This is a genomic window from Blastopirellula marina DSM 3645 (genome assembly GCF_000153105.1).
GTDB classification, from domain to species: domain Bacteria; phylum Planctomycetota; class Planctomycetia; order Pirellulales; family Pirellulaceae; genus Blastopirellula; species Blastopirellula marina.
Genome location: NZ_CH672376.1, coordinates 3,778,976 through 3,792,055 on the forward strand (window position 1 = coordinate 3,778,976; position 13,080 = coordinate 3,792,055).

Below are 13,080 nucleotides of genomic sequence, written 5' to 3' on the forward strand. Positions count from 1 at the left end.
CAGCAGCTCATAACTCAATCCGCCGCGTAATTCCAATGGCCTTTAGGAATGTTTCATCGTGGCTCACGACCAATAGCGCCCCGTCGAACGCTCGCAGTCCGGCCTCTACCGCTTCGATGGAGTCGATGTCCAGATGGTTCGTCGGCTCATCGAGAATCAGCAGCGGAGGGGGAGCAACCCCAAGTACACAGGCAAGCCCCGCCCGTAACACCTGCCCACCGCTCAGAGTCGAAACCGTTTGCAGCGCGGCGTCCGCCCGGAACATGAATTTGGCCAAGGCAGATCGGCAGGTCTGTTCGTCCGCCTGCGGGTTGATCCGCCGGAAATTATCCCGAATGGAGGCCGACGGGTCGAGTACGCTCACCTGTTGGTCGAGCAATGCGAAGGGCGTTGACATCTCGACCGTCCCACTCCATGGATGGAGTTTCCCCGTGATAAGAGACAGAAACGTCGTCTTGCCTGTGCCGTTTGGCCCGATCACGGCAACTCGCTCTGGCCCGGTGAGCGTCAGCGAAAGATCGCGAATGACGGGTTGTTTTGGTCGGTAACCTGCCGTTGCCTTGACGACTTCCAGAACTCGCTTGCCCAAGGGCAAACCAGTCGGCGGTAGTTTGACCGTAAATGGCTGGAGAACTTCAATCCGCTCGCGGGCCTCTGAAGCAGCTTGCATGGCCTGTTCGTGTTGGTGTTCGGCGAGTCTTGCATTCCCGCCAGTGGTGTCTTCGGCGCGGTCTTTCCTGCCACCCAGGATGATGCGCGGTGTTCCGCCGCTCTTCCCATCTCGCCGACCCGCTGAGTTTTTTCGGTTCTGACGTTCGGTTCGCTCCTGGGCGACACGAGCCGCGTCGGCGATCCGCTTCTCGGCGTCAGCCAGGTATCGTTCTGCTGCGGCCAACTCCTGGGCTTTCAATTCGCGGTACGTCGTCCAGTTTCCGCCGTAGCGGGTTGCGCCGAGCGTCGTCAATTCGACGATGGATTCCATCGTGTCGAGTAACTCTCGGTCATGGCTGACGACGACAGCCCCTGACTTCCATCCGGCCAGCAAGTCGATGACTGTTTGACGACCGTTTCGGTCGAGGTTATTGGTCGGTTCATCAAGTAAGAGAAAATCGGGTTCCGCAAAGACGAGTGCGGCAAGTCCGGCCCGCGTTCGTTGACCACCCGAAAGCGTTTGGAGAAGAGTCTCGGCCGACACATGAAGATCGAGGCGATCCAAGGCGGCACGGATGCGGGATTCCAACGTCCAGTCGGCGATATTCAGATCGTCGTCGGTGGCTTCGCCCAATTCGGCTCTTCGCAGGATGGCCAGCGCATCGACAACGCCAAAGAGATCGGCAATCGTTTCACCCGGATGCGGCTGAAGCGTCTGGCGGAGAATTCCCAGGCGACCTTTGACGGTGACCAGCCCGGAACGCGGCTCAAGCTCACCCGTGATGAGTTTGAGAAGGGTCGTTTTCCCCACTCCGTTGCGACCCTCAAGTCCAGTCTTCACCATGCCGAATGTGACATTCAGGTCGCTGAAGAGAGTGCGACCATCGGGAGTGGACCACGTGAGATCAGACAGAAGGATAGATGCGGCCATGAGTACGAAGTCTCCGGTGACGGTGTGTGCGGAATATCAGCGGTCAACTTCGTCAACTTCATGGGTATCACCTGGTTTGAGGACACGAACAGAGCGAAAGACACCGCCTGCAAGATTTGGGTTCGCGCGGATTCGCTTGAGTTCGTTCTCGGTCGTTTTCGTTCGGCGGCATCCACGCCGCCAATCACAACTATTGAGAAAAAAGAACTATCGACAAAGAACTTTTTTGTGCAATGCACAAAGCATTGATTTTCTGCACCTTTCCGTCATCAACAGTTGTTGCGTCACCTGTATTTCTGCGGCACTCAAACGATCAAACCTACTGAAACCCGCACTCAGACTCTTGCGCGAAGGATTCAAATCGTGCTATGGTCGAATCATGGGTTGAGGAAAACCCCAACGATTTCACGGAGGAAGATATGGCACGTAAACGCACCCCAAAAGGAACCACACCCACAGAAACAGAAACCCCAGTTCAGTCCGAACTAGCTACTACCACCGCGCAAGAGGCGCTGTCGGTATCCGAGGCGCCTGAACCGCAGCCGAGTTTTGTCGAACGTGTCCAACAGCAGCGCGGCCGGGCGGTCGCTCCCGATCCGTTCGGGATTGCTGGCGACGTTGTCGCTGGCGTTCGTCTCTTCGAGAGCCGTCGCTATCGCCAAATGGCGATCAAATTTGAGGAGAAGCCGCCCCAAGAGGTGCTGGATCTCATCAAATCGGCCGGTTACCGCTGGAATTCCCGCGACCTGATGTGGGTTCACCCGATCCATCCCGATTCGGCGATGACGACTCGGATTGAAGCCGAGCGGCTTTTTCAGGAAGTGCGCGGCATGGTCCGGCAGGCCAAAGGGATCGACTCTGGCCAGGAAGTGCCGTTCTGAGCGGCAGGCTGCTCGGGAAGAAAGCAGGTCCGTATGCCGCGCTTCGTTCAGGATCATTCCACGCTTGCCAGGCAAGTCTTTTTCTGCCAATCATCAGGGCAGGAACAGGCACCTGGGCAGGCACGAGGCAGGACGTATCGTCCTGAGGGTCACTGACCATGCGGCGGCGCCGGCCCCCAGATCCGCGACAGCCGTCGCTCTTCCCGCCGGAGCCAGCCGAATCGACTGACCAACAAGAACAATTTCCAGCTCACGCGGAAGGAGAAAGCCATGCAGTACAAGACGATCGTGATGGAAATGCTGGAATTTCGACCGGGCATCAAAGAACATCTCCCAATCGAGGAGAATCCACTGGAAACACTGGATCGTCTGGCGACGGAGTTGAAGACTCTCCACGAGACGTACAAGGAGCAACTCGCGCGCACACGGACCGACAGCCACCCCGTACTAATCTCGTCGGAAGCCTTGGAGATGGCCTTGCAAGAACTGGAAGATCGCTTGCTTCCCGCTTCGTCGGCCGACGAACCCGAAGCTCTTTCTCTCGACAGGGCGATGGCGTTCATCCGCCGTCACACGCTGAAAAAATAAGCGGCCTTCGTCAGCAATCGCTGTTCGACTTCGACCGCCCCACCCCCGCTCCTTCTTCGACGCCGTCCGCCCCGCTCGGGGCTTCTACTGACGGCACGTTACCCAACCCGCCGAGCCATGCCAGCGGAAACCCGGTTCCCCCGGAAGGTCTCCCCCAAGTTTCCGCTGGCACGGTCGCTGCGCGAGCCGAGCCCCGGCTGGAGACTGGGTTTTCTTCCGGCCGTCAGGCCCCGCAGAGCGGGCCGGCAACGATCGAAGGAGACCATGGAATGGAAGGTTCACAACTTAGCCTGCAACTCGAACCCCCTACTCACCGGCGCGATCCCGCTAATTCGCTGCACCGCGCCCGTGATCAACTCCCCGCTGCGTCCAATGGAATAGCCAGCGGAGAAAAGGCCAAGGCCCGCGATATTCTCGCCGCGATCCGCACCCTGAAGACCATTGAGCAACAGCAGCGCCCGGCCACTTCCGAAGAAAAACAAATCCTTGCCCGGTTCTCCGGCTTCGGCCCGGTCGCTCTTTCGATTTTTCCCGAACCCGTCAGCGGGCGCTATAAAGACGCCGGCTGGCAGGCACTGGGGGAGGAGCTACAAACGCTCCTCACCCCAGACGAATACGACAGCGCCAAACGGACCACGTTCAACGCCTTTTATACGTCGCCGATCGTCATTGGGGGTATCCATGATGCCATACGCCGGTTGGGTATCTCTGATGAGGCGACCATCCTGGAACCTGGCTGCGGTATCGGCAATTTTCTAGGATACGGCAAGTCCGACCAGCGTTTTATCGGCGTCGAACTCGATTCGATCTCCGGCCGCATCGCCAAGGCGATCTACCCGCAGCACGATATCCGCATCGAAAGTTTTCACGACACGAAATTACCCCACGCGGGTATCGACGCCGTGATCGGCAACGTGCCGTTCTCCGATCTGAAACTCGATCATCACGGCCAAAAATTCTCGCTCCACGATTATTTCTTCGCCAAGTCGGTCGACGCCTTAAAACCGGGTGGCGTCTTGGCGCTGGTCACGTCGCACTTCACGCTCGACAAACAGAACGCCGCGATTCGCGAGTACCTGGCGGATAAGGTCGATTTCGTCGGCGCGATCCGCCTCCCCTCCGACGCTTTTAAGCGTGAAGGTACCGCCGTTGTCACCGACATCGTCTTTCTGCGCAAGCGTGCGCCGGGCGAACCGGCACATCACGTCGATCCCGACTGGTTGGGCGTCGTCCCACTGGAGATCGATGGCGCGCAAGTCCCTGTCAATCGCTACTTCCTGAATCATCCCGAGATGGTGCTGGGCAGCTGGAGCCGCAAGGACACGCTCTATGGCGGCACCGGTTTTAGCTTGGAGAGTAGCGGCGAGCTAACCGAGCAACTGAGTCAAGCTATTGAACGCCTTCCGAAATTCGATCCAAGCCGAACATCGAAGAGAGAGAAAACAGCGCCGCCATCCTTCGTTCCACCACCTGCCGAACGTCATCTCAATGAAGGAAGTTTTTTTGTCGGCGATGACCGCGTCCTCTACCAGATCGACGGCGGCCAGGGCATCCCCGTCGTCTATAGCGGCACGCAGCTAACATCGAACGGCACGATGACCGGCAAGCGACTGGCCGCTCTGCTCGAACTGCGCGACAAGGCTCGCTGCGTCCTGCAATCGCAGAACGAAGGCTGGCCCGAGGATCACCGCGAGCAAGCCCGCCGCGAACTAAACCGCGCCTATGACGAATGGCACGAGCTTAAAGCCTCCGCCCCAGCATGCGGTAATCGGCGGAAGTTGCTGTCGCAAGATCTTGCGACAGCAAGTGGTCATCACTGCAATTTAAGCAAGATGATTGAAAAAGACGGCGGAGCTTCGCTGAATTGGTGGTGTAACAATCGCCGTTTCAGGAGGCCCCGCCGTGTCCGATCATTTTAACGCTTCGCCGCAGGATGTACAAAGCAAGTTCCGTGACGTTTCAAACTTATCCAGCGAGCTCTTGCTCCCCAGCGGCGTTGTCGCCGCGATCTGTCACGAAATCGGCTTCTCGTTTCGCGAGCGCATTTATTCGCCGATGATCGTCGTTTGGATGTTCGTGATGCAGACGCTATCCGCCGATCATAGTTGTCAGCAAGTCGTGACGCGGCTCAACGCCTGGCGCATGGCGCAGGGGTTGTCGCGCTGCAGCGGCGATACGACTTCATACTGCCAAGCGCGGCGACGTTTGCCGATTGCGTTGTTCCAACGGCTGCTCGCTTGGACGGCGCGAAAGTGCGACGAAGCGGGCCTCGGCGATTGGCGATTCCAGGGGCGCGAAGTAATCATCGTCGACGGTACGACCGTCACGATGGCCGACACGCGAGCGAATCAAACCGCCTTTCCGCAAATTGAAAACCAGAAGCCTGGGTGCGGCTTTCCCTTGGCGCGGATCGTGCAAGTTTTTTCACTGGCGACAGGAGCGGCGACGATGTTTGCGATGGGGCGTTACGCAGGGAAAGAGACGGGCGAGACGTCGCTCTTACGAACGCTCTTGTCGCAGTTTCACTCGGGAGAAATCGTGCTCGCCGATCGGTACTACGCCAGTTTCTGGTTGCTCGCTTTATCGGATCTGCGCGGGATCGACATCGTGGCTCGCGCGCATCATCGTCGCAAAATCGACTTTCGTCGAGGACTGCGACAAGGCGACTGTGATCAGATCGTGGGCTATGCCAAGCCGCAGCGTCCGACGTGGATGACGACGGACGAATACGACCAATATCCATCGTCGATTCTCGTTCGTCACTTGCGATATGAAGTGACGCAGCGAGGCTTTCGTACGCGTCGAATCACGTTGGCGACGACGCTGTTGCAAGGCGACGTTTATCCGGCGGAAGATCTGGCCGATTTGTATCGTCGCCGCTGGCAAGCGGAACTGCATATCCGCAGTTTGAAAATCCAGATGCAGATGGATCACCTCCGTTGCAAGAGTCCAGCGATGGTTCGCAAAGAACTGCACTGCCACATGATCGGCTACAACCTGGTGCGTGCCGCGATGCTGGCGACGGCGCTGAAGTTCCAGTTGCCCCCTTGGCGTCTGAGCTTCAACGGCGCGCTGCAAGCCGTCGAAGAATTCGCCGCCGCGCTCCGCTGGAATCCCAAACAGCGAGACCCTCAGTGGAGCAACCTCCTGCAAACGATCCGCCAGCTCGAAGTCGGCAACCGTCCCGACCGCAACGAACCGCGAGAACTCAAGCGACGGCCTAAGGAATACAAGCTAATGCAAACGCCCCGAAACCGTTATGCTACAGCCGCTTAGAATTAATCTCGTGCCATTCGCGCCTATGACCATTTTGTAATGGTCTACGGCCCGATCAACAAAACCACGTTCAGTCAAACGAAAGATGGAACAATCGTTCGCCGGATGCCGAACCTCGTCAAATTCAGGGAAGACCCCGACGCGATGCTCGTCATGTCGCTGGAAGACTATGACGAGACGACCGGCAAAGCAACCAAGGCCGCCATCATGTCGCGGGACGTGGTCGGCAAAACCCCGCCCATCACCCAAGTCCGCACCGCCGAAGAAGGCTTGCTCGTCTCACTGAACCAACATGGGAGCGTTTATCTCGACTACATTTCTCAGCTCTATGGCAAACCGGAACTCCAAGTCATTGAGGAACTCGGAGACCTGATCTACCAAGACCCGGAAACCGGCAAATGGGAAACGGCCGACGCCTATCTCTCCGGCAATGTCCGCGACAAACTGGCTGTCGCCGAACGATCTGCCCCCCAGTTCGCCAGGAACGTCAAGGCATTACGCGAAGTGCAACCCGAAGACGTGTTGCCCGGCGACATCGACGCCAATCTCGGCGCGCCGTGGATTCCCGCAACCGACATTCAGGCGTTTGCCGCCGACTTGTTCAAGGTCGCCCCCTCGTCCGTACCGGTCGCCCATCTGAAAAAAGACGCCGTTTGGAGCCTGGACGCGGGCTACGCCGCCAAGGCGTCGGTCGCCGCGACTTCCGATTTCGGCTCGGCTCGGGCCAACGGTACGTGGCTATTGGATCTCGCCCTCAACATGAAGTCACCGACGATTTACGACACCATCGACCATGGCGACCACGTAGAGCGCGTCGTCAACCAGGAAGAAACGATGGCGGCCCGCGAAAAACAAAAACGAATCAAGGAGCGATTCCGCCAGTGGGTCTTCGCCGATCCCGATCGCACCGAGCGGCTGGTGCGGATTTATAACGACAATTTCAATAACCTGCGGCCTCGCCAGTTCGATGGTTCGCACCTCGATTTTCCCGGCATGAACCAAGCGCTCATCTTGCGGCCACACCAGAAAGATGCCGTCTGGCGCGGGATGTCGAGCGGCAACACGCTGCTGGCCCATGTCGTCGGCGCAGGCAAAACCTTCACGATGGCCGCCACCGGCATAAAAATGAAACAGGCCGGGCTGATCCACAAGCCGATGTACGTCGTACCGAATCACTTGCTGGAGCAGTTCGCACGCGAGTTCATGCAGCTCTATCCGAACGCCAAGCTGCTGGTCGCCAGCAAGGAAGATTTGACCAGGCAGCGCCGCAAGATGCTGACCGCCAAGATCGCCAGCGGCCAGTGGGACGGCGTCGTCGTAACCCATTCCAGCTTTGAGCGGATCGGCATGTCCCGCGATTATCAGGAAAAAATTCTCCGCGAGCAGATCGCCGAATACGACCAACTTTTAATCGAGCACGCTGCCGAACGCAGTTCCAACCGCAACCTCATCAAGACGATCGAAAAGCAGAAAGCGGCCCGAGCGGAAAAACTCAAACACCTGCTGGCGAAAGAGAAGAAGGATGATGGGCTGGTGTTTGACGAACTGGGCGTCGATCATGTCTTCATTGACGAAGCCCATTACTTCAAGAACCTGGAAACGCCTACGAAGATGGATCGCGTCGCGGGAATCCAGACCAGCGGCAGCGAACGCGCTTTTGATGTCTATATGAAAGCTCGTTACCTGGATGAACAGCATCCGGGGCACGGCGTCACCTTCGCCACCGGCACGCCGATTTCCAACACGATGGTCGAGATGTACACCATGCAGCGGTTTCTTGATCCGCGTGGGCTGCGCAGCCGGGGCATCGAGCATTTTGACGCTTGGGCGGCGACGTTCGGCGAGGTCGTGGACACGATGGAGATCTCGCCCGACGGCGGCGGTCTGCGCCAACGTTCGCGTTTTGCAAAATTCACCAACCTGCCGGAGCTTCAGCAGATGTTCCGGGCATTTTCCGATGTGCAGACAGTGGAGACGCTGAACCTCCCTCGCCCCAAGCTCCAAGGCGGCAAGCCGATCGTGGTAGCCTGTCCGATGTCGGACGAGCAGCAGGAACTACAACAAGAGTTGGTGGAGCGTTATGACCGCATCCGGTCGGAGAAGATCGATCCGCGCATCGACAATGCCTTGGCCATCACGACAGACGGACGTAAGTTGGCGACCGACGCCCAGATGCTCTCGGCCACCGCTCCCGATTTCCCCGAATCGAAGATCAATCGCCTGGTCGAAAACGTCGTGGAGATATGGAAAGCATCCGTTCCGACGCGCGGCACACAGATGATTTTTGCCGATATGGGCGTGAATCCAACCGAGTGGGGCTATTCTCCTTATATCGAGATCATCAAGAAACTCGTCGCCCACGGCATTCCCCGCGAACAGATCGCTACGATGGGCGAAGCCGAGTCGGATGCCAAGAAACAGGCTCTCTTTGAGAAAGTTCGGCAAGGGACCGTCCGCGTCCTGCTCGGCTCGACCGCCAAGATGGGCACCGGCACCAACGTCCAGAAACGTCTGATCGCCCTGCATCACCTGGACGCGCCTTGGAAACCGGCCGAGGTCGAACAACGCGACGGACGCATCCTACGCCAAGGGAATCAAAACAAGGAAGTCGCCATCTATCGCTACGTCACGGAAGGTTCGTTCGACGCCTATATGTGGCAAGCACTGGAGACCAAGGCTCGGTTCATCAGCCAGGTGATAACCGGCGACAACGCCGCCCGTCGCGCCGAGGATATTGGCAGCCAGGAACTTTCTTATGCCGAGGTGAAGGCGATCGCCTCCGGCAACCCAGCGGTGTTGACGCTGGCTGAGGCGGACGCGGAGCTACAACGGCTCACGCTCCTCAAGAAGAACCATCTCGATGAGAAGTACGTCGCCCGTCGCAAGGTACGGGACCTGCCCGATTTTATCCGTGCGCAGAATGGTCGGTTGGATAAACTGATTGCCGACGAAAAAGCCATTCAGCAGCATGAGGGCGATCTGATCACCATCGGCAAGCATCCGCTGGCCCGTGATGACGTAACCGCCGTGCTGGGCAAGCGTTTGGATGCGCTGCCGTTTTCGGTCAGGGAATCGACGAAGGTTTCTTTTGGCGTCTATCGCGGTTTGGCGTTTGGCGTCATCCTCCATCCGAGTTTTCCGCCGGATGTCTATCTGGAAGGGGCGATTACTCGCACGTCCAGCTTATCGAAGGAACATCAAGGCCCACGCGCCGTTCTGAACGCCTTGCAACGCATCGCCAGCGGCTGCGCTGGCGAAACGGTTCGCGTTCAGCAGGAACTGTTCATCGCCGAATCGCAATTACGCGACTACCAAGCCCGGCTTGGCAGACCCTTCTCTCATGAAGCCTACATATCGGATCTGACGAGTCTACGCGATCAACTCAAGGCGAAATTATCCGCATCAGGACCTGAGCCTGCGGATAACAACGGCCCAAACGCATCCGATCTAGCCGCTCAGATCAAAGCCCTCAAAGCCGCCAATACACTTGAAGCGACGCCGCAGCGTACCGAACGCAAACAGACGATCGCCGAAGAGCCAATCACGGCCCGCATCCGCCGCAGGCAGGAAGAGACGACGTTAGTTGGCGAATCACCGAATTCACCTGCTGCAATCCCCGGTTCGTTCAGCGAGCGCATTTTGCATGAACGAAACATGCAAAACGGCGGACAAAGTCCGGCATAGGGGCAGCAGGTGAACTACCCGTCCTTGGCGTTTCAGCCAGGGACGGGACCATATCGAGACCTTCGGTCCTGCTTTTTTCTGTCAAAGAACCCCGCTCGGAAAGCCACCTCAGGCTCAAATAAATAACCTGCAATTACCTCTGCCTTAGTCGCATTTCGTCGGGTGGCCAGTTCTTGCGAACCCCCGCGACGAAACACTCCGACGGCGACGGTAAATGAAGCCCGTCGGACACGATGGCGATTCACATGTGAAAGGCAGATAATCACCCGCACTATTGGATGGGGCCGCGAATCAGGAAGAGATGAGTCCGGTAGCCTACTTGCCGCCACACGGTTGGCGAAAGCGTTGGAATGCTCTCCTTGTCTTTGACAACTCTTTTGAATTTACTGAGCCGCCGCGCTGGGCAACTCGGCGGCTCAGCGTGACAAATCTGCGGCTACGAACTGTCCCAATCCGAAATGGCTCGAATGACCCAACACCGGGAATGGCAAAATCACTGGTCGAGGGAACGATGCTCTCAGGAAGATTCCGATTCGGCGATCGGGTTCCGCGTTCGCATCTCGAATATGCTTCGGAAGATGTACCTTGCATACGTCCCAAGTCGACTGCTCAAACTCAAAACGTGTGATCACTACATCAGAAGTCTCAACTCCGGCTTCGCCAAGCGAGACGCGGAACTGGCGTTCTGGACTGTCCGAGTCACGGACCCGTGCCTCAGCGATCTTCTTTCGATACCAGTGTCGAGGTGGAACAAAAGGCGTCAGCGACTGCCAAACCGTGGCAGGTTCGATCTTTGGAATTTCACGTTCAAGGCGAAGCAAGACTGGTCGAGCCGGGAACCGCCCGCCCGCCCAGCGTAACGCGCCGACGCTCATCATCGCGTTTACTTCTCGTTGCGTGAAACCGTAAATGCTTTGAACCCTGAGTTTGATCAGGTGCTGCCTCGAGGGATCAGGCTGTGGCAGATAGAAAGCGTGAATGTGATTGCCATCGACGTCGTCTGGACGGTCGTGTCCGCTCAACGCGAAAGATGGCGACCTATGGTTGCGAATCGCCGATTCTCGGAACATCTCGGCAATCGAAACGGTGTGCTTTACCGGCACCGGAATTCGACACTGAAGCGAGAATTCGAGAAAATGCGAGATGACTCTGTCGCATCTGATCTTCCTTCTCGGTTTCGCCGCGTGCCGAACAACCCACTGCTGCGGCCAGCCTTCAGGCATTCGATAAGAGAACCATGCGCTACCGTCCGGAAGCGGCTGGGGTGTATCGATGAGGTCTTGAACAAGGTGTTTCTTGGCCAAACGATCATCAATCTCGGATTCCCGTCTTTTCCACAGGTCCGTTGCCTGAAAGTCGATCGGATTTGGACAGAAGACATCTCGGTAACCAGGGCCAATACGACGGGCCGGTTGGTTGTGCTGGATCGCGACACGGACTTCGTTGCTGTTAACTGGCGACTCATCTTCAACAGACAGTTCGCAGACGGATTCAGCGCGTCCAAAATAGGCGATGCGGCCAGCCACGCTGGAAACCAATGAATGAACCTGCGCGCGTGTTGCCGCGTCTAACCCGTTGAAATTCCATCGGACGAATACATCATCACCAACCGCGACGAAATGGTTTTCGTGACGAACCCGCTTATATTTTGCCAGCGCCACATCGTTCTTAACTGTTGCACCATAGTTTGGTTGGTAGTGAATTGCCCGTGAAAAACTTACCTTGGGAAGAACAAAGGTGGGGAGTTCTCGCCCAAGGACTTCCAACGTCAAGATCAGATCGGCACTTGGCTCACAACCTGGATTCGCCTGAAACCATGCCGCGGCAATCGCCCGGAGCAATCGCCACGGACTCGGGGGCCATTCCGCTTCGGAAATTCGTGCCGGGTTTTGCCCCCACGGATGGGCGTAGTATCGGCCCCAAGGAAAAGTCAGTCGAAGTGTCAGCACGGCTCAGCCTCCGAATTCCAGAGTCAGCGGAAAGCGGTCTTGCGGCAACGCCGAATTGTCGATCATATCCCGCAAGGAACCTTCGGCCGGTTTATCTTCATTCTCCTTTTCGCTATCCGTGATGATCTGATCAAACGGAAAGTCCTGAGAATCACCCTTCCACTTTGTTTTGTATTTGGCGGATTCGAGTACCAGATCGCATTCAGTCCGCAACCGATGTCCTTCGCTCAGATCCTTGAGGAATCGAGCCACCTTCCAGAGTGCGAGAGCGACTAGGAGATTGCGTCGACTCTTTTCAGATAATTCTCGTTGATTTTTCTGTTCATCCGTTTCATCTTCTGCCGGTTTTGGTCCCACGGCCAGTCCTGTCAGTAGTCCCACATCAATGGCGAAGTTGGCTTGGATTTTCTGCGCAACGATCCGTTCCTTGCGAAAGATTGCCTGACCGGCATCACCGGTCCCAATCGGATCGATACGCACTCCGGGGACACCGACCGGTCCGGCATTCAAGCCGACGATGCTGGCGGTCAAAGCCCGTGGCGACCGCAGCCCGACGAACGTGAGTTCGCCTTTCAATGAGATCTGAAAGCCGTGAATCAGTGACAGTGGGTCAAGTTCCATCGCAAGCCGAAAAATTCGGGGGACATTTGCAGCCGGAATGTTGTCCGCCGATCCCTCCAGCACTCTTTTCACGTAATCGACGAGTTTCTCATCCTTTTTCGCGTCGCCGTTATCCTCCCGTAACTTCGCCTTCATTATGTATTCGGATGCGAATCGGTGACCATCAAGCGTCGATGCCGTCATGAACTGTTCGCCCTTCATCGCCCTGATGTACGGCAGACCGGCAAACTCGGAGCGGAGAGTACCTGTATACTTGTCATCCACGCAAACTTCTTCCAGCCGATTTGCCATCGAGGCCTCGGACTCGATCAGGCAAATCTGCCCATGTTTGCCCGAGGGATCGGGATAGAACACGGGACCGATGTCCGGGAACCCGGTTGGCTGGATGCGCGGATCGCCGTTGCTGGCGACCAACTCGGCGGTCACATAAAGCCGTTTGGTCTCGGCAGAGAGCGAAATCCCGCCGAATGAAAATGCTAACTCAGACATTATATTGCGT

General features: G+C 57.3%; 8 protein-coding genes. 5 read left to right on the forward strand and 3 right to left on the reverse strand.

The features are described 5' to 3' along the window. Positions 1-7 precede the first annotated feature (7 nt). A complete protein-coding gene (locus DSM3645_RS17030) occupies positions 8-1,582 on the reverse strand; it encodes an ABC-F family ATP-binding cassette domain-containing protein (protein ID WP_040351918.1) in 1,575 nt (524 codons plus the stop codon). A gap of 368 nt (positions 1,583-1,950) precedes the next feature. Between DSM3645_RS17030 and DSM3645_RS17040 the strand changes: the two genes are divergently transcribed. The 5 genes from DSM3645_RS17040 (at position 1,951) to DSM3645_RS28545 (ending at position 10,011) form a co-directional block, all read left to right on the forward strand. Continuing rightward, positions 1,951-2,463 (forward strand): hypothetical protein, encoded by a 513-nt coding sequence (locus DSM3645_RS17040; RefSeq protein WP_002653499.1) that lies wholly within the window; start codon positions 1,951-1,953, stop codon positions 2,461-2,463. Between the two features lie 270 nt (positions 2,464-2,733). After that, entirely contained in the window at positions 2,734-3,051 is a 318-nt protein-coding gene (locus DSM3645_RS17045) for a hypothetical protein (RefSeq protein ID WP_002653501.1), read from the forward strand. Positions 3,052-3,320: 269 nt separating this feature from the next. Beyond that, positions 3,321-4,970 carry a hypothetical protein gene (locus tag DSM3645_RS17050; protein WP_002653502.1) on the forward strand — a complete coding sequence of 550 codons (1,650 nt, stop codon included), beginning with the start codon at positions 3,321-3,323 and terminating at the stop codon, positions 4,968-4,970. Beyond that, positions 4,954-6,327 (forward strand): IS4 family transposase, encoded by a 1,374-nt coding sequence (locus DSM3645_RS17055; protein WP_002651881.1) that lies wholly within the window; start codon positions 4,954-4,956, stop codon positions 6,325-6,327. Before DSM3645_RS17050 ends, DSM3645_RS17055 begins: the two co-directional genes overlap by 17 nt. A gap of 105 nt (positions 6,328-6,432) precedes the next feature. Next, positions 6,433-10,011, forward strand: coding sequence for a DEAD/DEAH box helicase family protein (locus tag DSM3645_RS28545; protein WP_202594955.1), 3,579 nt, complete (start codon positions 6,433-6,435; stop codon positions 10,009-10,011). A 416-nt stretch (positions 10,012-10,427) separates the two neighbouring features. Here DSM3645_RS28545 and csb2 read toward each other — a convergent pair whose 3' ends face one another. Continuing rightward, positions 10,428-11,960: a type I-G CRISPR-associated protein Csb2 gene (gene csb2 / locus DSM3645_RS17065; RefSeq protein WP_081444862.1), complete on the reverse strand. Its 1,533-nt coding sequence runs from the start codon at positions 11,958-11,960 to the stop codon at positions 10,428-10,430. A gap of 3 nt (positions 11,961-11,963) precedes the next feature. Next, positions 11,964-13,070, reverse strand: a complete 1,107-nt coding sequence (cas7g, locus tag DSM3645_RS17070; RefSeq protein WP_002653505.1) for a type I-G CRISPR-associated RAMP protein Csb1/Cas7g — start codon at positions 13,068-13,070, stop codon at positions 11,964-11,966. Positions 13,071-13,080 lie beyond the last annotated feature (10 nt).

Bases quoted from the DNA above. Each gene is read 5' to 3' on its own strand.
- DSM3645_RS17030 (WP_040351918.1), bottom strand. From the start codon at position 1,582: ATGGCCGCATCTATCCTTCTGTCTGATCTCACGTGGTCCACTCCCGAT.
- DSM3645_RS28545 (WP_202594955.1), top strand. From the start codon at position 6,433: ATGCCGAACCTCGTCAAATTCAGGGAAGACCCCGACGCGATGCTCGTC.
- DSM3645_RS17045 (WP_002653501.1), top strand. From the start codon at position 2,734: ATGCAGTACAAGACGATCGTGATGGAAATGCTGGAATTTCGACCGGGC.
- DSM3645_RS17050 (WP_002653502.1), top strand. From the start codon at position 3,321: ATGGAAGGTTCACAACTTAGCCTGCAACTCGAACCCCCTACTCACCGG.
- cas7g (WP_002653505.1), bottom strand. From the start codon at position 13,070: ATGTCTGAGTTAGCATTTTCATTCGGCGGGATTTCGCTCTCTGCCGAG.
- DSM3645_RS17040 (WP_002653499.1), top strand. From the start codon at position 1,951: ATGGTCGAATCATGGGTTGAGGAAAACCCCAACGATTTCACGGAGGAA.